This is a genomic window from Sphaerisporangium dianthi (assembly GCF_042654065.1).
GTDB classification, from domain to species: Bacteria; Actinomycetota; Actinomycetes; order Streptosporangiales; family Streptosporangiaceae; genus Sphaerisporangium; species Sphaerisporangium dianthi.
The window spans coordinates 1-22,303 of sequence record NZ_JBHSFP010000064.1; the positions used below are offsets into that span (position 1 = coordinate 1).

The following is a 22,303-nucleotide window of genomic DNA, read 5'->3' on the forward strand; positions in this document are numbered from 1 at the left end:
TCCCGGCCAACCAGCGGGGGCACTGTCTTTCGGCAGGACTCGAAGTCCAGGACACGCAAGTGCTCACCCACCGGACGGCTACCAACACCGAGTCTGCCGCAAGGCGACTCGCTAACACTGATTAGGAGACGACCATGGCCGACCGGCAGCGCGTCGTCATCGCCGGCGCCGGGTTCGCGGGATTCACCGCGGCACGCCGCCTCGCCCGCCTCGCCAAAGGCGCGATCGAGATCGTCCTGGTCAACCCGACCGACTACTTCCTGTACCTCCCTCTGCTTCCCGAGGTGGCGGCCGGCATCCTCGACCCCCGCAAGGTGGCCATCCCGCTGTCGGGCGACTTCCCCGGCGTGCGCCACCTGCTCGCGGCCGTCGACCGGGTGGACGCCGCCGAACGCCGGGTCGAGTGCACCGACGCCGAGGGCAACCGCAGAGACCTCCGCTACGACCGGCTGCTCATCACGGTCGGCAGCGTCAACAAGCTGCTCCCCGTCCCGGGAGTCGCCGAGCACGCCCACGGCTTCCGCAGCATCGCCGAGGCGCTCTACCTCCGCGACCACCTGATCCGCCAGATCGAGCTGGCCGACGCGAGCGACGACCCCAAGGAGCGGGAGGCGCGCTGCACGTTCGTCGTGGTGGGCGCCGGCTACACCGGCACCGAGGTGGCGGCGCAGGGACAGCTGCTCACGCTGGACGCCAAGCGCCGGCGCTCCGGGCTGCGCGACCAGCCCCTCCGCTGGCTGCTGGTCGACAAGGCTCCCCGCCTGCTGCCCGAGCTGGACGAGCGCCTGTCGCGCACGGCGCACCACACCCTCGGCCGCCGGGGCATCGACATCCGCACCGGCGTCACCGTCTCGGAGGCCACGCACGAGGGGGTGACGCTGTCCGACGGGGACTTCGTGCCCACGCGCTCGCTCGTCTGGTGCGTCGGCGTCCGTCCCGACCCGCTGATCGAGTCGCTCGGCATGCCGACCGAGCGAGGCAGGCTCGTCGTGGACGAGTACCTGTCGGTGCCGGGCCATCCGGACATCTTCGCCTGCGGCGACGCGGCGGCGGTGCCGGACCTCACCCGTCCCGGCGAGTACACGGCCATGACCGCGCAGCACGCCACCCGCCAGGGCAGGCGCGCCGCCGACAACATCGCCGCCTCCTACGGCCGCCGCGAGCGCCGCCCGTACCGGCACGGCGACCTGGGCTTCCTGGTGGACCTCGGCGGCGCCAAGGCGGCCGCGAACCCGCTCGGCGTGCCGCTGTCCGGCGTCGCCGCCAAGGCGGTGACCCGGGGGTACCACCTGCTTTCCGTCCCGGGCGGGCGCACCCGCATCGCGGGCAACTGGCTGCTGGACGCGGTGCTGCCCCGGCAGACCGTCCAGCTCGACCTCGTGCGCGGCTCGGCCGTCCCGCTCGACTGCGCAACCCCCGAACGCCCGCACCGCCAGGACGGCTGACCGCCACGGCCCTCGCGGACCGGCGCGGTCTCCACCGGCGACCGCGGCGACCGCTCGTGCGGGCCGTCGCGGCCACCCACGGGCGGCGCTCCTCGCGGACCGGCGCGCCCGCGGGCGGCGGCCCTCACCTGCGCCGTGTTTGGCGGGGGAGGTGGTGGTAGAGGGGCGGGATGGCCGATGATGATCTACGATCCGGCGTCCTGGTGGGCACCGCGTCGTGGACCGACCGGAGCCTGCTCGACTCCGGCTGGTACCCCAAGGACGCCACCACCCCGGCCGCGCGGCTCGCCTACTACGCCTCGCGGTTCCCGCTCGTCGAGGTGGACGCCACCTACTACAACCCGCCTTCCCTGCGCACCGCCGAGGCGTGGCGCGACCGTACGCCGAGCGGCTTCACCTTCGACGTCAAGGCGTTCTCCCTGCTGACCGGGCACCCCACCCGGACCAGGTCGCTGTACAAGGACCTGCGCGAGCGGCTCGGGACCACGAAGGAGACGGTCTACCTGCGCGACGTCGGGCCCGGCATCGCCGAGGAGGTCTGGGCGCGCTTCCTCGGCGCGCTGGCGCCCCTGCACGAGTCCGGCAAGCTCGGCGCCATCCTGCTGCAGTTCCCGCCGTGGCTGGCGCCGGGCGAGCGCAGTATGCGGTACGTGCTGCACTGCGTGGAGCGCTGCCGGCCCATGCGCGCCAGCGTGGAGTTCCGCAACGCCGGCTGGATGTCGCAGGAGCGCCGCGAGCAGACCCTCGGCTTCCTTGCCGGGCACGGCATCCCGTACGTGGCGGTGGACATGCCGCAGGGGCATCCCTCCTCCGTCCCGCCGGTGATGGTCGCGACCTCCGACCTGGCCGTCGTCCGCTTCCACGGCCACTCCGGCAAGTGGACCAGCAAGATCATCGAGGAGCGGTTCGGCTACCTGTACTCCGAGGAGGAGCTGCGGAAGTGGGCCGTGGAGATCGACGGCCTGGCCTCCCGCGCCCGCGCCGTCCATGTCCTGATGAACAACTGCTGCGCCGACAACGCCCAGCGCAACGCCGCCTGCCTGGCCTCCCTGCTCGGCGCCGCCCCTCCCCAGCCCCGCTGACCCTGCCCGCGGCGTGGTGGGCGGATGATCCCGCGCGGCGGCGTGGCCGGCCTTGACGGCGCAGGAGCCGGGACGTACATTCCCCGGCAACCCAGGCAAGTGGGGATCAGTGGCCGGTACGCAGGGGGAATACATGGACGGGCCGAACGATCGGGCGACGGGCGGCGGCGGGCTCAAGGTCGAGACGCACGGTCTCGACGTCATCGGGGACGCCGAGCGCAAGGGGCGTCCCTGGCAGCTGTTCTGGCCGTGGTTCGGGGCCAACGTGTCGATCCTCGGGCTCAGCTACGGCTCCTTCGCCCTCGGATTCGGCGTCTCCTTCTGGCAGGCGATCGCGGCGGGGCTCATCGGCATCGTGTTCTCGTTCCTGCTGTGCGGCTTCGTTGCGCTGGCGGGCAAGCGGGGGTCGGCGCCCACGATGGTGCTGAGCCGTGCCGCGTTCGGGGTGCGGGGCAACCGGCTGCCGTCGGCGATCTCGTGGATGCTGACGGTCGGCTGGGAGACGGTGCTCACCGCCCTTGCCACCCTGGCCACCGCGACCGTCTTCGACCGGCTCGGCTGGGGAGGCGGCACCCCCACCAAGGTCGCCGCGCTGATCGTCGTGACACTGCTGATCGTCGCCGGCGGCGTCGTGGGATTCGACCTGATCATGCGCATGCAGACGGTCATCACGCTGGTGACCGGCGCGCTGACGGTCGTGTACGTCGTGCTGGTCGTCGAGCACATCCACTGGGACGCGGTCGCCGCCATCCCCGCCGGTCCCGCGCAGTCGTTCATCGGCGCGCTGGTCTTCATGATGACCGGGTTCGGCCTCGGGTGGGTCAACGCGGCGGCCGACTACTCCCGCTACCTGCCCCGCCGGTCATCCGGCGCGGGAGTGGTCGGCTGGACGACGTTCGGGGCGTCGCTCGCGCCGGTGGTGCTGCTGGTGTTCGGCCTTCTGCTGGCCGGGTCGTCCAAGGGGCTCAACGACGCGATCGCCGCCGACCCGATCGGGGCGCTGACGACCGTCCTGCCCACGTGGTTCCTCATCCCCTTCGCCGCGGTGGCCGTCCTCGGCCTGGTCGGCGGCGCGGTGCTGGACATCTACTCGTCGGGGCTGGCGCTGCTGGCCACCGGCCTGCGCGCGCCCCGGTACGTCGCCGCGCTGATCGACGGCGTGCTCATGGTCGCGGGGACCGTGTACATCGTCTTCTTCGGCGGCACGTTCCTCGGCCAGTTCATCGGCTTCCTGACGACGCTGGGCGTGCCGATCGCGGCGTGGTGCGGCGTCATGCTGGCCGACGTGGCGCTGCGCCGCCGCGACTACGACGAGGCCGACCTGTACCGCCCGTCGGGCCGTTACGGGGACGTGCCGTGGGCGCCGGTCACGGTGATCGTCGCGAGCACGGCCATCGGGTGGGGCCTGGTCACCAACACCTCGGCGGCCTGGCTCGGCTGGCAGGGCTACCTCCTCGGCCCGCTCGGGCTCGGCGGCACGTCCGGCTCGTGGGCCTTCGCCAACCTGGGCGTGCTGGTGGCGCTGGCGCTCGGCTTCGTGGTGACGCTGGCCGCCCGCCGCTCCCGCGTCCGCGACCAGGAGCGGCTGCCGTCCGCCGGCACGGACGCCCCGCCCGCCGGCGCCCGCCCGTGAGCCCCTGCACGACGGACGAGGACGGCCGGCCCGCGCCGGCCTCCGCCTGAAGCGGCGGCCTCACGGAGGCCCCACAGGACACGGAGGTCTGCACGAGAAGCGGCGGCCTCCGCGGAGGCCGCCGCGCTCAGATCTCCACGAAGCCGCCGGTGCGCCAGTACACGTTGTGCTCCCTGCCGAGCAGGCCCTCGTCCACCAGGTACCGCCGCAGGGCGGCGTAGTCGTCGTGGAAGGCGCGCAGCACCACGTTGACGTCCTTCTCGGCGTAGCGGACACCGGGTTCGAACGCCCGCACGATGTAGTTCAGCACCGCGAGGCGCTTCTCGCGCCGCGACGGGATCGCCCTGAGGCGTCCTTCGACCAGGAAGGTGCGCACGACCCGCTCCTCGGCGGAGACGGGGGCCGCGGGCGGCCTGGCGGTGGCGTGCAGCAGTTCGCGGAACCGCTCGCGCCGCGCCCGCCAGCCGCCGCCCTCGCGCACGGCCAGGCCGCCGCGCTCGAGCCGTTCGAGCGCCCTGCGCACGACGTCCGGGTCGAGCCCGCAGCCCTCCGCCGTCCCGTGCAGGACCAGGGCGGAGAGCACCCGCAGGGTGTCGTTCTGGTACAGCAGGCCGAGGACGCGCCTGACCTCTTCCTCGATGTCTTCCTCGCTCATGATCTCCAGCCGATCGACGTCACACGGCCTCCGGGTCCTCGCGCCCGGGCACGGCCGCAGGGTCGATCCTCGCACTGGCCGCGGGGTCGAGCGGTCAGACGGCGCGATGGTAGGGGTCGGGCCAGCGCGGCTCGGCGCCGAGCTCCTTGGCGGCGAGGTTCGGCCAGTACGGGGTGCGCAGCAGCTCGCGGCCGAGCAGGACGGCGTCCGCCTGCCCCGAGGCGACGATCTCCTCCGCCTTCCGGGGCTCGGTGATCATGCCGACCGCGGCGGCGGGCAGGTCGGTCTCGGCCTTCACCCGGGCGGCGAACGGCACCTGGTAGCCGGGGCCGGCCGGGATGCGCGCGCGCGAGGCGTTGCCGCCGGTGGAGGTGTCCAGCAGGTCGACGCCGTGGGCGAGCAGCTCCTTGGCCAGGCGCACGGTGTCGTCGCCCGTCCAGCCCTCGCGCGGGTCCTCCGGGTCCTCGGTGAGCCAGTCGGTCGCCGAGACGCGGAACAGGACGGGCAGGTGGCCGGGCCAGACCTCGCGCACGGCGTCCACGACCTCCAGGGCGAAACGGACGCGGTTGCCGTAGGAGCCGCCGTAGGCGTCGGTGCGGTGGTTGGTGTGCGGCGAGAGGAACTGGTTGATCAGGTAGCCGTGCGCGCCGTGCACCTCGGCCACCTCGAACCCGGCGGCGAGCGCCCGGCGCGCGGACGCGGCGAAGGCGGCCACGATCTCCTGGATCTGGGCGACGCTGAGCTCGGTGGGCGTGAGATGCCCCTCGGCGAACGGGATCGGGCTGGGCGCGACCGGCTGCCATCCCGCCTCCTCGGGCCCGACCGGCCCTCCGCCCCGCCAGGTCCGGCCGGTGGACGCCTTGCGGCCGGCGTGGGCGAGCTGGATGCCGGGCACCGTGCCGTGCTCGCGGAGGAAGGTCGTGATCCTGGCGAACTCGTGCTGCTGGCGGTCGTTCCACAGGCCGAGGTCGTAGGGGCTGATGCGGCCCTCGGGCGTCACGGCGGTGGCCTCGGTGAGGATCAGCCCGGCTCCGCCGACGGCCCGCGCGGCCAGGTGGGCGAAGTGCCAGTCGGTCGGCACCCCTTGGCCGGGTCCGTCGCAGGCCGCACTGTACTGGCACATCGGCGCCATCCAGACCCGGTTGGGGATGGTGAGGCCTCGGAGGGTCAGGGGCTCGAACAATGCGCTCACGGCTTCGCTCCTTGCTGTGGGGGCGTCGTGGGCCCGTGCGCCGGGCGGACGATTGGTACGATACCTGACGTACTACGGCAACTGTCAAACTACGAATGGCGTCGTACAATGAGGGCGCAGACAAGGAAGGGAACGCCGTGACGCCGACATCCGCCAGACCCCTGGAGCACCCCCGGCTTGAGGAGATCCGGCTGGAGGCCGTGCTGCACGCCCTCTCCGACCCCATGCGCCTTCAGGTCGTGCGCCACCTGGCCACACTGGGCGACGCCTGCGAGACGCCGTGCTCGGCCATCGACCTGGCGGTCACCAAGTCCACCTCCACCCACCACTTCCGCGTGCTGCGCGAGTCGGGGGTGATCTGCCAGATCTACCGGGGAACGGCCAAGATGAACCGGCTCCGCCGCGACGACCTCGACCAGCTGTTCCCCCGCCTGCTGGACACCATCCTGGCCGCCGACGCCGCCCAGCTCCGCCGCCTCGGCCCCGGGCACTGACCCGCCACCGATCCCGGTGCCGCGCGGTGGCGCACGACGGCCGGCCCCCGCGTGCGGCGGATGAGCGCTCAGGGCGGCGGCGCGTGCGGCGGCCCCGCGCCGGCGGGGCCCCGCCACAGGGCCGCGGTAAGAGCCTTGCCGCAGGACACCTCCGCGTCCGGGGAGCCGGGGACCGGCCTGCCGACGGCCTCGTACAGCAGCCCGCGGTGCAGGGCGAAGGCGGCGTCCACGAGTTCTCCGTACCGCGCCGCCGCGCCGAGCAGGGCCGCGTACGACAGTGCGGCGGCCACGGCGGCGACCGGCAGCGCCCACGGGGTGAGCGCGGTCCACACCGCCAGCAGCGCCGACCAGATCCACCACACGGCGACGGCGTCGAGCGTCTTGCGGGCGCCGGCCACCTCGGTGCGGGTGAACTCCGGAAGCAGCAGCCACAGCGCCGGCCAGCAGCGCACCGCGTCCATGCCGTACTTGTCGTGCACCCCGGTCTCGGCCGCGCGCAGCAGGTTGCCGAGGCGGGTCGGCAGCAGCAGGTCCGGGCGCGCGGGCATCGCCGCCAGGCGCTGCTCGACGTCGAGCAGCTCGTCCTCGTCGCCAGGGCTCGCCGCCTCCGCCGCGACCCGGGCGTAGAGCTCCTGCCAGCGCTCCTCCAGCCGCTCCTGGCGCTCGCGGTGCCGGCGCGCGAGCCGCCCCGCCAAGGGGGTGAGCGGCCGGGGCCAGTGGCCCTGGAGCAGCCGCAGCGCCGCAGGGGCGAGTTGCTCGGCCAGGACGCCGGAGGCCGCCACCACCATCAGGAGCAGCACGACCGCACCGAGCAGCGTCACCTCGGGCAGCCGCGCCGCCTCCGCCGCGGAGGCGGCGAGCCGCCCGGGATCCGAGACGTACCACGCCAGCAGACCGGCCACCCAGAAGGCGAAGGCCGGGCTGAACACGGCCGCCGCCGTGCGATCGGCCAGGCGCCCGCTCAGGCCGGACCAGAATCCGGCGATCACGGCGAGGACGCCGCGGAGGGAATCAGGCGCAGTCCGTGGGTGCGGCAGATCGGCACGGGCCGCGCCGGCGACCGGCGAAACCACGAGCAGTCGCCTTCCGGGCAGTCGAAGCGGGGCGCCGCCACGACCGCGCCCTTCCCCGGCCAGGTGCCCGGCCCGCGGGTGGCGGGGGTCGTCTCGGGCGGGACTCCCTCGCGCAGGAAGCCCACCACCCATTCGGCGGTGGCCGGATGCCGCACCAGCGCGGCCCACACGTCCTGCGCCGCCGAACGCCGCAGCGCGTCGGCCACCTCGCCGTCGAGCGCGGACCACGCCTCCTCCGGCTGGTCGGCCAGCAGAGAGGGCAGGTGGGGCCGGACGAACCTGCCGATCTCCATGACCGTGCCGGGGTCGGGGTGCATCGTCACCATCCCAGATAGCAGAAGGCGGCCCAGTGCTGCGGATCGGCGTGCGGACGTCCGCGCTCCCAGACCGCCCGCAGACCGGGATCGACGGGCGGGGTGAGCGCCTCGACGTCGGGATAGGCGGAGAACTTCGCCCCGTTGTCGGCGTCGCGCATCCACAACTGCGCCGCCCGGAGCGCCCGCGCGGGGTCTCCGCCCGGCTTCCACTCGTCGAAGAAGCGGCGGACGAGGAGCATACCGCTGATGTCGGTGATCGCCCAGAGCGTGCCGATGACGCCGGCCACGCCCGCCTGCAGAAGCGCGCCGGGCAGTCCGACCAGTTCGTCGGGGCGGGCGACGGCCGCGCCCGCGGTGCGGCAGGCCGAGAGCACGGCCAGCCGCGCGGCCAGATCACGGCGGTCCATCAGGTCGCTCACCCGGATCATCTCCGCGCCGGCCAGCAGCAGCGCGCTGTCCAGCGGCCGGCGCAGGTCGTCGCGGCCGTGGCAGGCGAAGTGCAGCACCTGGTGCCCCGGCAGGGCGTCAAGGACGGCCCCGGCGGTCGCCTCCCCCGCCGTGAGCCGCCGCCCGGCGCCGAAGCGCCCGAGCACGGCCGCGGCCTCCTGCCCGGCGTGCGGGAGCGGCGCCTCGCCGGGCCGGTCGGCGACGTCCACGGTGAGCAGGGACCGCACCTGCAGACGGCCCGCGAGGTCCCGGCACGCGGCGAGGATGCGGGCGCTGGGCACGACGGTGACCACGCAGTCGTCGATGGCGTGGCGCCCGTCGCCGAGCCGCGCGGCGTGCACGGGCAGGAAGGCCAGGAGCCCGCAGGGGACGACCCCGACGGACGGCGCGTCGGGGAGCGCCGCGCGCACGGGCCCCCATGCCTTCTCGCCGAGCCACTCCGTCGCCCGCGCCAGCGCGCGCCGCCAGCGGTCCGGGTCCGCGTCCCTGTCCTCCTGCGCGGAGAGGTACTCCACGAGGAGCGGTGTCAGGGCTTCGGTGTCCACGCCGTCCAGCATGCGGGCGGTGACGGCGCCGTCCCGGTCCGCCGTCACCGCCACGCCGCCGTGCGCGCCGGCGGCGACGTACGCCAGGGGCGTGTCGCGGGCCACCGTCCTGACCTCCTCGATCTGGGCCGGGGCCAGGAAGAGGGCGTGGCCGGGGACGCGGCGCACCTCCGCGGCGATCCGCTGGAGCTCCTCCTCGGCCGCCTCCCGTCCGGCCCGCGCGTCCCCTCCGGTGGTGTCGCGGCCCCCGCGCTCGAGGGCGGCGAGCCGCGCGCCCGCCCGGCGGAACGCCGCGGCCAGGTCGCCCCGCCCGGCGCGCTCGAGCTCGTCGAGCTGGGCCCGGTCCCGGTCCAGCGCCTCGGCGAGCATCCGCCCCCGGCCGCGTTCCAGGGCGAGCAGCGCGGCCTCGGCGTCCCCCGCGCGGGCCAGGCTGACGGCGGCGTCGACGTAGAGCGGTCCGGTGACGCCGATGGCCATCTCGCGGTGGGAGCGGGCCGCCTGGGCGCGGTGCAGGCGCTCGTCGGCGCGCAGGGCGGCGGCCATGGCCCCGGCGGCCTCGCGCAGGCGTCCCCGTTCGGCCGCCCAGTCTCCCCACGTGCGGCACACGCGCACGGCGGTGCCGGGTCCGCCGGCCTCGGCCGTCCGGGCGGCCTCGGCGAAGGCCTCCGACACCATGTCGTCCTCGCCCCCGCCCGCGGGCGCCGCGCGCAGGGACAGGGCCTGGGCCAGGTCGAGCAGATGGTTCGCCCGCTCCTCGGATGAGGCGTCCCCCGCCGCCCGGCGCAGGCCGTCCACCGCCGCGTCCAGGTCGCCGCGCCCGCCCAGCAGGCAGTAGCGGAGCATGAGGGACCGGCCGAGGCCGTGCAGCAGGGAGGGCCGGTCGAGCGACCCGGAGGCGCACGTGGCGACGGCCTCGCGCCACAGCGCGATCGCCTCCTCCAGACCCCGTAGGTCGAGGTCCTGCTCGAAGGCGGCGGTGAGCAACCCGGCCAGCCCACCCATCCGCGCGGGGCGGGCCCGGGCCCCGGCGGGGGTCGCGGCCAGCATCCGGCGGGCCGCCTGGACCCGGTCATCGCCCGCCGGAGCCCCCGCCGCCGCCAGTTCGGCGCGGATCGCCTGGAGGTTCTGCTCGACGCGCGCCCGGTCGGGCGCGCCGGCGGGGATGAGCGCGAGCGCGGCCTGGTTCAGCTCGGCGCTCCGCTCGGCGTCGCCGAGCCGCCCGGCGCGCTTGAAGCGCCGGCCCAGCGCCGCGCCGAGGTTGGTCTTCGACCAGGGGTCGCGCGGGCGAAGCCGCACCGCCTCTTCCAGCGCCTCGACGGCCTCGTCGAGGTCGTCCTCGTGGCCGGGGAGCTCGGACCTGTTGAGCAGGACGGTGCCGAGGCAATCCTGGGCCTCGGCCCGGTCCGCGTGCCCTTCGGGCACCATGCCGTCGCGGGCGGCCGCGACCATGTCGCCGGCGTCCGCGGGGTCCCCGTAGACCTTGAAGCGCATCAGCAGCGTCTCGGCGAGCCTGCGGCGCACGCGGGCGGCCAGATCCCCGCCGCTCGTCAGCGCGCGGGCCTCCAGCAGCGCCTGGACGGCCTGGTCGCCCGTGGCGCGGCCGTGCTCGCGGTCGAACGCGGCGGTGAGGTGCGACCCGAGGGAGGTCAGGGCGTCCGGGAGCACCCGCGAGGCGCCCCTGCGGGCGCGCGCGATGTCCGCGGCGGTCTCGGGCGGCAGCGACCGCAGCCCGAGGGCCGACGCCATCGCCAGGAGGATCCGCTCGACGTCGCGCTCGGTGCCGGCGTGCCCGGCCGCCTCGCGGCCGGCGGCGACCGCCTCACGGGCCAGCGAGACGGCCAGGTCCAGGTCCGCCGGGTCACCGCCGGTCTCGTAGCGCTCACGGGCCACCTTGCTCTGCCGGGCGGCGAGGTCACCGCGGCGCTCGGGGGCCAGCGCCGCCCACGAAGGCCGGCCGGCGGCCCGCCGGTAGGCCCACATCGACTCCTCCAGCCCGCTCGGGTCGGCGCTGTCGTCGTAGCGGCGTTCGGCCTCGTGCGCGCGGGTGATGTCCGGCAGCAGGTCGGCGTACGCCCGCGCGGCCTCGATCCTGCGCTCTTCGCCGAGCAGCGGCTGGGCGGCGGTCACCCGGGCCATCTCTGCGTGGAGCACCTCGTCGTACCGGGCGGGATCCACCCGTCACCTCCCGCGCAGCATGGCGATGACCGCCCCGGCCTGCGGCTCGCCGAGGGACTCGGCGTGGCGCAGCCAGCGCATGGCCTCCTCGGTCCGCCCGTTCATGGCCTCGGCGACGCCGGCCCGCAGCGCCGCGTGGGCGTGGCCGTGCGCGGCCGCGGTGACCAGCCAGCGGTGACCGGCCGCCTCGTCGCGCTCGCCGAGCAGCATGGCGAGGTTGTACATGGAGCTCGCCTCCCCCGAGCGCGCCCCACGCAGGTACCACTCCTCCGCGGCACCGCGGTCGCCCGCCTGGTGGGCCATGAGGCCCAGTTTGTGCGCCGCCCTGCCGTCTCCGCCCGCGGCCGCGCGGTGGAAGGCCCGCCGCGCGCCGTTCTCGTCCCCGGTTTCCATGAGGGCCATGCCGAGCAGCAGACCGGCGCCCGGCATTCCCTGGTCCGCCGGCTCGCGCAGACACTCGGCCGCCTCGGCCGCCTTGCCGCGCACCAGCAGCGCCCGGCCCAGGCGCAGCCGCCCCTCGGCGTGGCCGGCGTCGGCGCAGGCGCGCAGCACCTGCTCGGCCTCCTCGGGGCGGCCCTGCTCCAGCAGGGCCTCGCCGATCGCGACGACGTCCCCGGCCTCTCCCCCGGCGGCGGCGGCGCACGCCCACCGGACCGCCTCGCCGTGGTCTTCGCGGCGGGTGAGCAGCCAGGCCAGCATCGTCTGGGCGCGCGCGTCGCCCCCCTCGGCGGCCGGGACGAGCAGGGTCTCGGCCCTGCCCGGGTCGCCCGCCTTGGCCAGCGTGGCGGCCAGCGCGACCACCGCCTCCGGCTCGCCCGTGGCCGCGGCCTCCTCCAGCCACCGCCGCTGTCCCGCGGCGTCCCCCAGCCGCTGAGCGACCGCCCAGCGGGCGAGGCCCGTGCCGGTGTGCCCGAGCCGCTCGGCCAGGGCGAACCACCGGCCGGCCTCGGCGTGATCGCCTCGAAGGAGCGTCGACACGGCGAGGTCGACGGCCATGTCGGCGTCCCCTGCCTCGGCGGCGTGGCGGGCCCACCGGTCGGCGTCGGCCGTCGCGCCCCGCTTCCGCAGGTCGGCGACCAGGGATGCGACGAGCCGCCGGTCCGCCGTGGCCGCGCGCTCCAGCCAGGCGCCGGACTCCTCGCGGCGGCCGAGGAAGAGCAGCAGCCGGCCGAGGTGGAGCATCGCCTCGGCGTCGCCCGCGCCGGCCCCGCGGCGCAGCCACGCCTCCCCCTCCTCCAGCTCGCCGGTGTTGACCAGCAGGCCGCCGAGGTCGCGCATCGCCTCCTGGTCGCCGGCCTCGGCCGCGGCGCGCAGCCATGTCATCGCCGGCTCCGGCCGGCCCTGCCGCGCGAGGGCCGCGCCGGCGCGGGCGGCCCCGGTCACCGCGCCGGCGCCCGTCCCGCCGGAGCGGGGGGCGTCCAGCCAGCGCCGGGTGGCGATCAGGCCGCGCGGGAGGACGACGCGCGGGTCACTCATCGGACGGCGGGCGCAGGCGGTCGGGACGCACCTCGGCCTCGCGCAGGTGACGCAGCCACTGCTGCCGGTCCCTCATCACCGGCAGGAAGAGCATCACGTTGATCATCTCGGCGTACAGCAGCACCGACTCCAGAGCCGCGTCGCCCCGGTCGGTCAGCAGGTCGGGGCAGCGGCGGCAGACCTGGAGAACCTCGGCCGGGCCCGACGCGCTCAGCAGTTCGGCGATCTCGGCGAACAGCGGCTGGAGGGGCGCCATCTCGCCGAGGTACCGGAAGATCTCCCCCTGCTCCCACCGCAGCAGGGTGAGGGCGTCCTCGCGCGTCGGACCGCCGCCTTTCTTGCGTGATCGGCGACCCCACATGACACCCTCCCCGGCATCCGGGTCCGACGGCTGTCCTCACCGTCCTCCAAGGCGGGCAGGCACTCAATATCGGGGCGATACCGGCTCGGTACCGGCTCGGCGTGGATGCGGCGCCTTCGGCCGGCACGCCGGCCTGAAGGGGACAGCCCGAAATGTGATGAAACTGTTCTTGCTAAGCTCTGCCGTCGTAGGCAATTATTTTCATCCGATCGCTCGTCGGTGAAAGGAATGCCTGTGACCGGAGGTGCCCTGGGCCGGATCCAGACGGAACTGCCTGGACTGCCCGAAGCCCTCCGGCGTGTAGGTGAGGCGATCATGGACGACCCGGCCGTGGCCGCACGGTCGACGATCACCGCGCTGGCCGGGCGCAGCGGCAGCTCGCCGGCGACGGTCACCAGGTTCTGCCGGCTGTTCGGCTTCGCCGGGTACGCCGAGCTGCGGGTGGCCATCGCGACCGAGACCGGCCGCGCCGCACAGGCGCTCTGGGGAGCGGGCGCCGGCCGCGAGATCGGGCCGGCCGACGCGCTGGAGTCGGTGGTGGAGGTCATGGCCGCCGCCGACACCCGGCTGATCCAGGAGACCGCCGCCCAGCTCGACCTGGCCGTCGTCGGCAAGGTCGCCGACGCCGTGCTCGGCGCCGACCGGGTGCTGCTGTTCGGCGTGTCGGCCAGCGGCGCCGTCGCCGGCATGCTCGAAGGACGGCTGCGCCGCATCCGGGTGCCCTGCTGGAGCTTCACCGACCCGCACGACGCCCTCGCCGACGCGGCGCTGCTCGGCCGGGGCGACGTCGCCATCGGCATCTCGCACCGAGGGCGCACCCGCGAGGTGCTCGAGGCCCTCGCCGAGGCCGGGACGCACGGCGCGACCACCGTGGCCGTGACCTCCTTCGCCCGCTCGCCGCTGGCCGAGGCCGCCGACCTCGTGCTGACCACCGCCAGCAGGGCGACCACGTTCCGCCCCGGCGGCCTGGCCGCCGTTCACTCGCAGCTGCTCGTTCTCGACGTGGTGTACGTCGCGGTCGCCCAGCGCACCTTCGAGCGCGCCGACCAGGCGTTCGAGCTGACGATCAAGGCCGTCGAAGGCCACCGTGTGGAAAGGAGCTGAGACGATTGGACATCAGTGCCGCCGCCTACGTCCAGAAGGTCGAGAGGCTGGTACGCGAGGTCGCCACGAGCCAGGAGCGCGCCGTGGGCGACGCCGCGGCGCTGCTCTGCGCCTGCCTGCGCGGCGACGGAGTGATCCAGGCGTTCGGCTCCGGCCACTCCGAGGCGATCGCCATGGAGATCGCCGGCCGGGCCGGCGGCCTGGTGCCCACCAACCGGCTGGCCCTGCGCGATCTGGTGCTGCACGGCGGGGAGCCGCCCAGCCTGCTCGGCTCCCCCGAGCTGGAACGCGACCCCTCGATCGCGCGGCGCATCTACGAGCTGGCGCCGATCCGGCCGCAGGACGCCTTCGTCATGATCTCCAGCTCGGGGGTGAACGGCTCGGTCGTGGAGCTGGCCTCGATCGTCAAGGAACGCGGGCACAGGCTCGTCGCCCTGACCTCGGTGCGGCACAGCACCGAGATGAAGTCCCGCCACCCGAGCGGCCTCAAGCTGCTCGACCTCGCCGACGTCGTGCTCGACAACGGCGCCCCGTACGGAGACGCCGTCATCCCGCTCCCCGATGGCGGCACGTTCGGAGCGGTCTCGACGATCACCTCGGCGCTGCTCGCGCAGATGGTCGTCGCCGAGGTGGTCAGGCTGCTGCTGGAGGCCGGCGAGGCTCCGCCGATCTACCGGTCGGCCAACGTCGTCGGCGGCGACGAGCACAACCGGGCGCTGGAGAGCCGCTATGCCGGGCGCATCCGCCGCGGCGGCTGACCGCGCCCCGGCCGCGCGGCCGGCGGCGGCCTTCCATCCGCACACGACCCGATCAGGTTCGACCAGAGAACCGTCCCGCCGCAGCGGGGCCCGCGCCTTGACGGCCCGGCCGCGGCGGAGCGGGGCTCCAGCCCCCCAGGAGGACTGATGGCGCAAAACCCTGTCACCCGGCGCGAGCTGCTGCGCAGCGCCGCCCTCGCGGGCCTGCTGCTCCCGGCGGCCGGCGCGCTCTCGGCGTGCGCGACCCCGGCGGGCGACGGCACCCCCTCGGGCCCGGCGTCCCAGGCCACCGGGCCCAAGACCGCCGCCAACCCGCTCGGCGTCCCCGATGGCGAGCCGTTCGAGGTGGTGATCTTCGACGGCGGGTACGGCGACGCCTACGCCAAGAACATCCACGAGCCGCTGTTCACGACCAAGCACGCCAAGGTCCAGATCAAGCACACGGCCACGAAGGAGATCGCCAAGACGCTGCAGCCGAGGTTCGCCGGCGGCAACCCGCCCGAGTTCGTCAACAACTCCGGCGACAACGCGATGGACTTCGGCGCCCTGGCCCAGGACGGCCAGCTGCAGGACCTGAGCGAACTGCTCGACGCCCCGAGCTGGGACGACCCGAACGTCAAGGTCCGCGACACGATCCTGCCCGCCGCCATCGAGCTCGGCACCTACGACGGTAAATACTGCGTGCTCGAGTACGCCAACACGGTGTGGGGCATCTGGTACTCCAAGAAGCTGTTCGACGACAACGGCTGGCAGGTGCCCAAGACCTGGCAGGAGTTCACCGCGCTCTGCGAGACGATCAAGAAGTCCGGCAAGTGCGCGCCGTTCACCTACGCGGGAAAGCACCCGTTCTACATCTACGAGACGATCCTCACCCTCGCCGCCAAGATCGGTGGAGCCGATGTACTGAAGAACATCGACAACCTGGCGGACGGGGCGTGGAAGGCCGAACCTGTCGCCAAGGCGGCGGGCGCCTTCGCCGACCTCGGCGCCAAGTACCTGCTGCAGGGCACCCAGGGCCTGGACCACATCCAGACCCAGACGGCGCACAACAAGGGTCAGGTGGCCATGCTGCCCTGCGGGTCGTGGCTGGAGAACGAGCAGAAGGACTCCACCCCGCCCGACTTCCACTACTCGATGTTCCCGCTCCCGTCCTTCTCCGACGCCGACGCCCTGCCCTACGGCACCGTGCACTCCCGCCCGGGCGAGGAGTACTTCGTCGCCGCCAGGTCGGCCAACCCCCGCGCCGGCATGGAGTACATGCGCGCCATGCTCTCCAAGGAGGGCGCGGGCAAGTTCAGCGAGCTGCTCAGCACCCTGACCGTGGTGAAGGGCGCCTCGCAGGGCCGCACGCTCACGCCGGGCCTGTCGGCCGCGGCGACGGCGCTGCAGAACGCCGGAACCAACACCACCTACTTCCGGTTCCGCCAGTGGTACCAGCCGCTGCACGACGAGGTGGCCGCCGCCACCGGCCAGCTCATGGCGGGCCGGCTGAAGGCCGGCGAGTGGGCCGACCGGTGCCAGAAGAAGGCCGACGAGATCAAGAACGACTCCTCGGTCAAGAAGTTCACCCGCTGAGAGCATGGGCGGGAGGGTCCGCGCGCCGCGGCCCCTCCCGCCACCCCGCGCGCGGGCACACCGGCCGCGGCCGCCGGCACCCGAGTTCGCGCCGCGGCGCGCCGTCCCCGAAACGAACGCCTGCTCCGTCACCGGCAGAAAGAAGGTCCCATGCCCCGCTCGGCCCCCACGGAACGCCCGGACGGCTCGCCGTGATCCGCAGGCACGACTTCGCCCGGACGCGGTTCATCGCGGGGTTCCTGGCGCTCCCGGTGGCGCTGTACCTGATCTACGTGATCGCGCCGTACGCGCAGGCGTTCTACATCGCGATGACCAACTGGCGGGGCGTGAGCGCCAGCCCGCGGTTCGTCGGGCTGGAGAACTTCCGCCGGCTGCTCGGCGACTCGGTGTTCTGGACGGCCGTCGGCCACAACGCCCTGCTACTGGTCCTGCTGCCGCTGCTGACCATCGCCATCGCCCTGTTCTTCGCCTTCCTGCTCAACGTGGGCGGGGAGTCCGGCGGCGGGCACGGCGGGGTGTTCGGCTCCCGGTTCTACCGGGTGGTGTTCTTCTTCCCGCAGGTGCTGGCCGTCGCGATCGTCGCGGTGCTGTTCCAGCAGGTGTTCCGGCCGGACAAGAGCGGCATGCTCAACGCTCCCCTGATGGCGCTCGGCCTTCCGCCGGTCGGCTTCCTGTCCGACCCGGGCGTGGCCTTCTGGTCGATCCTCGGCGTCCTGGTCTGGCAGGCCGTCGGCTTCTACGTGGTGCTGTTCTCCGCGGGCATGGCCTCCATCCCCCGCGAGATGTACGAGGCGGCGCGCATCGACGGCGCGGGGCGCGTCCAGCTGTTCTTCCAGATCACCCTGCCGTTGCTGTGGGACACCGTGCAGGTGGGCCTGATCTACCTGGGCATCGCGGCGCTGGACGTCTTCGCCATCGTGTGGGTGATGACGCCCGAGCACGGCGGTCCCGACCATTCCACGACGGTGATGGCGGCCGAGATCTACCGGAACGCGTTCCAGTACTTCAGGTTCGGCTACGCCTCGGCCTTGGGCGTGGTGCTGTTCTTCTTCACGGTCGCCTTCGCGGTACTGGCCATGCGCCTGTCGCGGCGCGAGCGCATCGAGTTCTGAAAGGGGCCGGCGACATGGTTTCGCAGGCAGACAAGATGACGCTCGGCCGGAGCGCTTCCCGCGAGCGCCGCAGGGCCCGCCTCGGGCCGCTGTCGGGGCTGTCCCACCTGGCGCTGATCGTGTGGACGGTCCTGGTGGCGGTGCCGATCCTGTGGACGTTCCTCGCCTCGGTCAAGAGCGAGGACGAGATCTTCGGCAGCGCGTGGTCGCTGCCCGCCTCGCTGCGCTGGGACAACTGGGCCCGCGCCTGGGAGACCGCCCACGTCGGCCAGTACATGATCAACAGCGTCGTCGTGGTCGGGTTCGGCACGTTCGGCACGATGCTGCTCGGGTCCATGGCGGCGTACGTGCTGGCGCGCTACCGTTTCCGCGGCAACCGGGCGATCTACCTGCTGTTCGTCTCCGGGCTGGCCTTCCCCGTCTACCTGGCGCTGACCCCGCTGTTCTTCGTGGTGCAGAACATGGGCACCCTGCCGCTGATCGGCCAGTTCATCGGCCTGGACACCCGCGGCGGGCTGGTGCTGGTGTACATCGCCTACTCGCTGCCGTTCACCGTCTTCTTCCTGTCGGCGTTCTTCCGCACGCTGCCCGAGGCGGTCGCCGAGGCCGCGTTCGTGGACGGGGCCTCGCACGGCAGGGTGTTCTTCCGCATCATGCTGCCCATGGCCAGGCCGGGAATCGTCAGCATCACGATCTTCAACGTGCTCGGGCAGTGGAACCAGTACCAGATCCCCCTGGTGCTGCTCAGCGGCCAGGCCAAGGACAAGTGGGTGCTGACCCAGGGCATCGCCGACATCTCGACCTCGGCCGGGTACGACGCCGACTGGTCGGCGCTGTTCGCCGCGCTCAGCATGGCGATCCTGCCCATGCTGATCGTGTACACGATCTTCCAGCGCCAGATCCAGTCGGGCCTGACCGCGGGCGCGCTCAAGTGACCCTGCGGCGGGTCAGCCGGTGCGCACGTACTCCTCGCGGCTCCTCGCGGCGCTGGCCCGGCGCTCGTCGGGGTCGGCGCCGCCCCATATGCCGTGCTCCTGGCCGGTCCGCAACGCGTACTCCAGGCACGAGCTCTGCACAGGGCAGCGGCGGCACACGGCCTTGGCCCGTTCGTGCTGGGCATGGCCGGGCCCCTTCGCCGAGATCGGGAAGAACAGCTCGGGGTCCTCACCGCGGCAGGCGGCACGACGCAGCCACGAAACGGCCGGTATGAGGGTGTCCTGGATGACCATAGCGATCCCATGAGAGTGAGTGGCGTTATCCGGTCTCTGCCGAGGGTTCGCGTGCCCGTTCTGATGGGGTTGACACGTCTTTGTGGAATTAATTTAAGAAGTCCGTTTTGTTGATTTAGGTCCGGTGATCTCGGCCGGAGCCGCCGAGGCCCACTCCTCCTCGTCCTCATCGCCTGTGTACAAGGCCTCCTGAGCCGAGCCGGGAGGCACGTGCCGGCGCGGGGTGAAGCCGAGCAGTTCCTCCACCAGCTCGTCGTTGCCGGCATACCCCGCGTCGGCGTCGAACACCTGCGCCCCGTCCCACAGCGCGAGGATCGTCGACACCGTCCGCAGCTCGCTGTCGTGCATCAGGTCATAGTGGGCGATCATCGGGACGGTCGGGTAGGTGCACCACAGGTCGTGGCCGGTCATGAACAGATCGAGGCCGAACCGCGCGGTCAGGCCGAGCAGCTCGGGCTTGTAGTTGTCGTCGATGCCGGCGAACGCCTCGTCCAGCGCGATCACCCGCGGGCACGACGCCCGGCCCGAGGAGTACAGCGCGTTGGCGGCGGCGAACAGCGGCAGGTGGATCGACGCCGACTTCTCACCGCCGGACATCTGCGAGTGCCTGGCACGGGTCAGCCGGACCTCCGGCTCGCCGCGCCGGGCCATCAGCAGCTCGAAGGCGTACCAGGAGCGGTAGTCCAGGGCCGCGGCGAGCGCCTCCTTGTAGGTGGCCCGCGAGTTGCGGCCCCGGTGGTCCCTGATCATCTGCCGCAGGTGCCCGCGGAGCGCCGCCAGGCCGCGCGGGCCGAGCGCGGAGGCGTCGCGCGCCAGGAGTCCCGCGACCGCGCGCTGCGCGTCGTCGATGCGGTCGGACTGGACCCAGCGGATGCCGATCGTGGTGCCCGAGGACATGGGCTTGGACCGGGTGTCGGCGTTCATGCCGCGCACCAGCTCGCGGGCGGCGGCCACGCGGGAGTGGATCTGCTGGGCCAGCCCGGCGAGCAGCTCGTCCTCAAGGACGGTGCGCTCGCGGTCCTCCAGCAGCAGGCCCTGCTCGGCGGCGCGCTCGGCGACGCCGCGGGCGAAGGCCGACACCGGCGTCCGCCCGTCGGCGTCGATCACGTGGACGGCCAGCACCGCCCCCGGCTCCCAGTCGAGCCGGTAGTCCTCCTGGCACCGTTCCAGCGCCGCCTGGAAGTCGCGCAGCCCGTTGGAGACGCGGTCGAGGGTGTTCTTCAGCGTGGCGTCGGTCACGGCGCGCCCTCCCCGGGTCGCCGCGTCGAAGGCGTCGATGACGGCCAGCGCGTCCGGCGGCAGGGTGGCGCGGACGCATCCCAGCGGGTCGGGAGCGAGCTCGTCGAGCATCAGGTCGGCGACGGTCTTGGCGGCCTGCTCGGGTCCCCGGGGATCGTTCTCGCGCGGCCAGGGTGTGGCGTCGGCGACGCCGGCGAGCGGGCGCAGGTCGGCCCGGGTGTAGGGGACGAACTCGGCGACCTGCTCGGCCAGGGCCGCGAAGGCTCCGGTCAGGGACTCGCGGGCGTGCTCCAGCTCGGCCCCGGCCAGCACCTCGGCCTCCCGTTCCCTGGTGGCGGCGCGGTCGCGCTCGTCACGGGCGGCGCGGGCCCCGGCGATCAGCTTCTCGGTCTCGGCGACGCGGACGAGCACATCGTGCAGGTCGGCGTCGAAGGTGCGCTCGAGCGTCTCCAGCCGCTCGGCCAGCACCGCGTGGGCGGCCTCCCTGGCGCCGAGGGCGGCGGCGGCCTCGGCGTGCTCGCCGGCCAGCCGCTCGACGGTCTCCTCGCGCTCGGCGAGGTCGCCCCGGGCGACGGCGGCCTTGTCGCGTTCGGCGCGCAACCCCTCGGCGGCGCGGGTCAGGTCGTCCAGCGCCTGGGCGACGGCGTCCACCTCGCGCGGGTCGCGGGGCATCGAGAGCTCGGCGGCGGCCTGGCGGAGCCTGCGGCCCGCCGCGCCCGCCTCGGCGACCATGCCGTCGAGGTCCCTGCCGGCCTCCTCCAGCCGTGCGCGGGCCACCGCGAGGCGGGTGGCCTTGTCGGCGACGCCGCGCGCCGCCGCCACGATCGGCGAGGTCTCGGGCAGCTCCTTCCTCGCGCGGCCGAAATCGGCCACGACGCCGGCGAGGCGGCCCGACTCGCCGGCCAGGCCGGCGAGGGCGGCGGCCTGGCCGGCGATGAGGCCGTCGTAGCCCGCGAGCCGGGCCCGGCGGCGCGCGGCGCGGGCGGTCGCCCCGATGTACTCGGCCGCCGCCTTGGGCCGTCCGCCGACACACGGGCCGAGACCGTAGCGGGCGTCGGTGCTCACCGCTGGAAAGCCGCCGCCGAGGTCGTCCACGACGGCGACGGAGCGCAGGACGGCCTCGACGACCTCCGCAGCGACCATGTCCTGCTCCTCGGCGACCAGGACTTCGGCGAGGGTGCGCCCGGCGGGCCGCCGCTCCTCGGGCAGGGCGAGCAGGTAGTGGCCGGCCCGGCCCGCGTCGAGCTCGGCAATGGTCAGCGCGGGGTCGGGGTGGACCCAGGCGGTGAGCAGGCCGGCGCCCTCCAGCGCGCCCTCGATGCCGGCGGCGGACCGCTCGTCCACGCCGTCGGCGAACCGCACCAGCCGCCACAGCGGCGCCCCGGGACGCCCCTCCCCCTCCGCCGGGCCGTCCGAGGCGTCGCCCCGCTCGGCCTGGACGGCGGGAACCTCACCCCGCTCGGCCTGGACGGCGGGGACGTCGCCCCGGACAGGTACGTCGGGGGCGTCGTCGCGCTCGGCGGCGACGGCGTCCCGCTCGGCGCGCACGTCCCGCAGGAGGGCGGCGAGGCGGGCGTGCTCGGCGTCCACGCGGGCCCTGGCCTCGATCACCCGGGCACGGCGCTCCTCGGTCAGCTCGCCGAATACCTCCGGGAGCCGGCGCGCGCCCGGCTCGCCGATGTCCCGCAGCGCCTCCTCCAGCACGAGGAGATCAGCCGCCGTCGCCACCTCGAGCCCCCCGGCCCCCGCGGCCTCCGCGGCGGGCTCGGGAGCAGGGGTGGGGGTGACCCAGCGGCGGGCCCATCGCGCCAGGGCGTCCGCGGCCTCCCGGCGGGCCTGGTCGAGCCCTTCCTGCTCGCCCGCCAGCCGTTCGCGGATGGCGGCGGCCGCCTGGTCGGCCTGCTGGACGGACCGCTCGCCGCGCCCGCGCCGGGCCTCGGCGGCCTCCACCGCGGCGAGATGGCCGCGTACGGTCTCCACGTCGCCGCGCCGGGCGGCGGCGCGGGCCCTGGCCATGGCCAGGCCCTCCTCGGGCTCGGCTTCGGCGATCTCTGCGCCGCCCGCCAGCCCTGCCCTGCTCGCGGCCTCGACCAGTTCGTTCAGGTGACGGTCGGCCTCGGCCCGCGCGCCGGCGAGCCGCCCGGCGACCTTCGCCGCCTCGGCGCCGAGCTTGGCCACGTGCTCGCGGGCCTGGGTGAGGCGCCGCCGATCTTCGCCGATGCCGGCGCCCTCGCCGGCGATCTGCCGGCGCAACCCGTCCAGCTCTCCCCTGGCCTGGTAGGCCTCGTGCTGTTCGAGCGCCGCGAGCCGGCCTTCGTAGCGGTCGAGATCGGCCTGCGCGGCCTCGCGGCCGGCCGCGGCCTCCGGGCGGGCGGCGCGGGCGCGGCGCAG

The 22,303-nt window shown here is 74.3% G+C and carries 18 protein-coding genes; 9 read left to right on the top strand and 9 right to left on the bottom strand.

The genetic code is table 11. The features are described 5' to 3' along the window. Nucleotides 1–134: 134 nt before the first annotated feature. From ACFO60_RS39670 to ACFO60_RS39680, 3 genes are all read left to right on the top strand, one after another. The gene (locus tag ACFO60_RS39670; RefSeq protein ID WP_380852312.1) at nucleotides 135–1,445 is read left to right on the top strand and encodes an NAD(P)/FAD-dependent oxidoreductase; all 1,311 of its coding nucleotides are present in this window, start codon (nucleotides 135–137) and stop codon (nucleotides 1,443–1,445) included. A 170-nt stretch (nucleotides 1,446–1,615) separates the two neighbouring features. Continuing rightward, a complete protein-coding gene (locus ACFO60_RS39675) occupies nucleotides 1,616–2,527 on the top strand; it encodes a DUF72 domain-containing protein (RefSeq protein ID WP_380852315.1) in 912 nt (303 codons plus the stop codon). Between the two features lie 133 nt (nucleotides 2,528–2,660). Beyond that, a complete protein-coding gene (locus ACFO60_RS39680) occupies nucleotides 2,661–4,160 on the top strand; it encodes a purine-cytosine permease family protein (RefSeq protein WP_380852317.1) in 1,500 nt (499 codons plus the stop codon). Nucleotides 4,161–4,287: 127 nt separating this feature from the next. On the opposite strand, the gene ACFO60_RS39685 is transcribed toward ACFO60_RS39680, so the two are convergent. Next, nucleotides 4,288–4,815 (bottom strand): DUF2087 domain-containing protein, encoded by a 528-nt coding sequence (locus tag ACFO60_RS39685; RefSeq protein WP_380852320.1) that lies wholly within the window; start codon nucleotides 4,813–4,815, stop codon nucleotides 4,288–4,290. 94 nt (nucleotides 4,816–4,909) lie between these two features. Next, complete coding sequence (locus tag ACFO60_RS39690; RefSeq protein WP_380852323.1) at nucleotides 4,910–6,007, bottom strand: NADH:flavin oxidoreductase/NADH oxidase; 1,098 nt, start codon at nucleotides 6,005–6,007, stop codon at nucleotides 4,910–4,912. A 137-nt stretch (nucleotides 6,008–6,144) separates the two neighbouring features. Here ACFO60_RS39690 and ACFO60_RS39695 point away from each other — a divergent pair, with 137 nt between their 5' ends. Next, a complete protein-coding gene (locus tag ACFO60_RS39695) occupies nucleotides 6,145–6,501 on the top strand; it encodes an ArsR/SmtB family transcription factor (protein ID WP_380852326.1) in 357 nt (118 codons plus the stop codon). A gap of 68 nt (nucleotides 6,502–6,569) precedes the next feature. On the opposite strand, the gene ACFO60_RS39700 is transcribed toward ACFO60_RS39695, so the two are convergent. Genes ACFO60_RS39700 through ACFO60_RS39720 form a run of 5 tightly spaced genes read right to left on the bottom strand, consistent with a single transcriptional unit; the run spans nucleotide 6,570 to nucleotide 12,895 of the window. Further along, nucleotides 6,570–7,490: a hypothetical protein gene (locus ACFO60_RS39700; protein ID WP_380852329.1), complete on the bottom strand. Its 921-nt coding sequence runs from the start codon at nucleotides 7,488–7,490 to the stop codon at nucleotides 6,570–6,572. Then, entirely contained in the window at nucleotides 7,487–7,900 is a 414-nt protein-coding gene (locus ACFO60_RS39705) for a hypothetical protein (RefSeq protein ID WP_380852332.1), read from the bottom strand. Before ACFO60_RS39705 ends, ACFO60_RS39700 begins: the two co-directional genes overlap by 4 nt. Next, nucleotides 7,894–11,058, bottom strand: coding sequence for a CHAT domain-containing protein (locus ACFO60_RS39710; protein WP_380852335.1), 3,165 nt, complete (start codon nucleotides 11,056–11,058; stop codon nucleotides 7,894–7,896). The genes ACFO60_RS39705 and ACFO60_RS39710 overlap by 7 nt, the downstream gene beginning before the upstream one ends. 3 nt (nucleotides 11,059–11,061) lie before the next feature. Further along, the gene (locus tag ACFO60_RS39715; protein ID WP_380852338.1) at nucleotides 11,062–12,534 is read right to left on the bottom strand and encodes a tetratricopeptide repeat protein; all 1,473 of its coding nucleotides are present in this window, start codon (nucleotides 12,532–12,534) and stop codon (nucleotides 11,062–11,064) included. Further along, the gene (locus tag ACFO60_RS39720) at nucleotides 12,527–12,895 is read right to left on the bottom strand and encodes a hypothetical protein (RefSeq protein WP_380852341.1); all 369 of its coding nucleotides are present in this window, start codon (nucleotides 12,893–12,895) and stop codon (nucleotides 12,527–12,529) included. Before ACFO60_RS39720 ends, ACFO60_RS39715 begins: the two co-directional genes overlap by 8 nt. 228 nt (nucleotides 12,896–13,123) lie before the next feature. Here ACFO60_RS39720 and ACFO60_RS39725 point away from each other — a divergent pair, with 228 nt between their 5' ends. The 5 genes from ACFO60_RS39725 to ACFO60_RS39745 all read left to right on the top strand — a co-directional run bounded on the left by ACFO60_RS39725 (nucleotide 13,124) and on the right by ACFO60_RS39745 (nucleotide 18,379). Beyond that, nucleotides 13,124–13,999, top strand: a complete 876-nt coding sequence (locus ACFO60_RS39725) for a MurR/RpiR family transcriptional regulator (RefSeq protein WP_380852343.1) — start codon at nucleotides 13,124–13,126, stop codon at nucleotides 13,997–13,999. A 5-nt stretch (nucleotides 14,000–14,004) separates the two neighbouring features. Next, nucleotides 14,005–14,757 (top strand): sugar isomerase domain-containing protein, encoded by a 753-nt coding sequence (locus tag ACFO60_RS39730; protein ID WP_380852345.1) that lies wholly within the window; start codon nucleotides 14,005–14,007, stop codon nucleotides 14,755–14,757. Nucleotides 14,758–14,904: 147 nt separating this feature from the next. After that, entirely contained in the window at nucleotides 14,905–16,332 is a 1,428-nt protein-coding gene (ngcE, locus tag ACFO60_RS39735) for an N-acetylglucosamine/diacetylchitobiose ABC transporter substrate-binding protein (protein WP_380852348.1), read from the top strand. 191 nt (nucleotides 16,333–16,523) lie between these two features. Then, nucleotides 16,524–17,444 carry a carbohydrate ABC transporter permease gene (locus tag ACFO60_RS39740; protein WP_380852351.1) on the top strand — a complete coding sequence of 307 codons (921 nt, stop codon included), beginning with the start codon at nucleotides 16,524–16,526 and terminating at the stop codon, nucleotides 17,442–17,444. A 14-nt stretch (nucleotides 17,445–17,458) separates the two neighbouring features. Further along, nucleotides 17,459–18,379, top strand: coding sequence for a carbohydrate ABC transporter permease (locus ACFO60_RS39745; protein ID WP_380852354.1), 921 nt, complete (start codon nucleotides 17,459–17,461; stop codon nucleotides 18,377–18,379). A gap of 12 nt (nucleotides 18,380–18,391) precedes the next feature. Here the strand turns inward: ACFO60_RS39745 and ACFO60_RS39750 are convergent, their stop codons facing one another. Both ACFO60_RS39750 and ACFO60_RS39755 read right to left on the bottom strand, forming a co-directional pair. Continuing rightward, the gene (locus ACFO60_RS39750) at nucleotides 18,392–18,673 is read right to left on the bottom strand and encodes a WhiB family transcriptional regulator (protein ID WP_380852357.1); all 282 of its coding nucleotides are present in this window, start codon (nucleotides 18,671–18,673) and stop codon (nucleotides 18,392–18,394) included. Nucleotides 18,674–18,766: 93 nt separating this feature from the next. After that, nucleotides 18,767–22,303: SbcC/MukB-like Walker B domain-containing protein (locus ACFO60_RS39755; protein ID WP_380852360.1), on the bottom strand; the 3,537-nt coding region annotated here is incomplete at its 5' end.

What these genes read in the sequence shown, in the direction of transcription:
- ACFO60_RS39750 (WP_380852357.1), bottom strand. Translation starts at nt 18,673, where the DNA reads ATGGTCATCCAGGACACCCTCATACCGGCCGTTTCGTGGCTGCGTCGT.
- ngcE (WP_380852348.1), top strand. Translation starts at nt 14,905, where the DNA reads ATGGCGCAAAACCCTGTCACCCGGCGCGAGCTGCTGCGCAGCGCCGCC.
- ACFO60_RS39685 (WP_380852320.1), bottom strand. Translation starts at nt 4,815, where the DNA reads ATGAGCGAGGAAGACATCGAGGAAGAGGTCAGGCGCGTCCTCGGCCTG.
- ACFO60_RS39745 (WP_380852354.1), top strand. Translation starts at nt 17,459, where the DNA reads ATGGTTTCGCAGGCAGACAAGATGACGCTCGGCCGGAGCGCTTCCCGC.
- ACFO60_RS39705 (WP_380852332.1), bottom strand. Translation starts at nt 7,900, where the DNA reads ATGGTGACGATGCACCCCGACCCCGGCACGGTCATGGAGATCGGCAGG.
- ACFO60_RS39725 (WP_380852343.1), top strand. Translation starts at nt 13,124, where the DNA reads ATGCCTGTGACCGGAGGTGCCCTGGGCCGGATCCAGACGGAACTGCCT.
- ACFO60_RS39720 (WP_380852341.1), bottom strand. Translation starts at nt 12,895, where the DNA reads ATGTGGGGTCGCCGATCACGCAAGAAAGGCGGCGGTCCGACGCGCGAG.
- ACFO60_RS39675 (WP_380852315.1), top strand. Translation starts at nt 1,616, where the DNA reads ATGGCCGATGATGATCTACGATCCGGCGTCCTGGTGGGCACCGCGTCG.
- ACFO60_RS39680 (WP_380852317.1), top strand. Translation starts at nt 2,661, where the DNA reads ATGGACGGGCCGAACGATCGGGCGACGGGCGGCGGCGGGCTCAAGGTC.
- ACFO60_RS39715 (WP_380852338.1), bottom strand. Translation starts at nt 12,534, where the DNA reads ATGAGTGACCCGCGCGTCGTCCTCCCGCGCGGCCTGATCGCCACCCGG.
- ACFO60_RS39670 (WP_380852312.1), top strand. Translation starts at nt 135, where the DNA reads ATGGCCGACCGGCAGCGCGTCGTCATCGCCGGCGCCGGGTTCGCGGGA.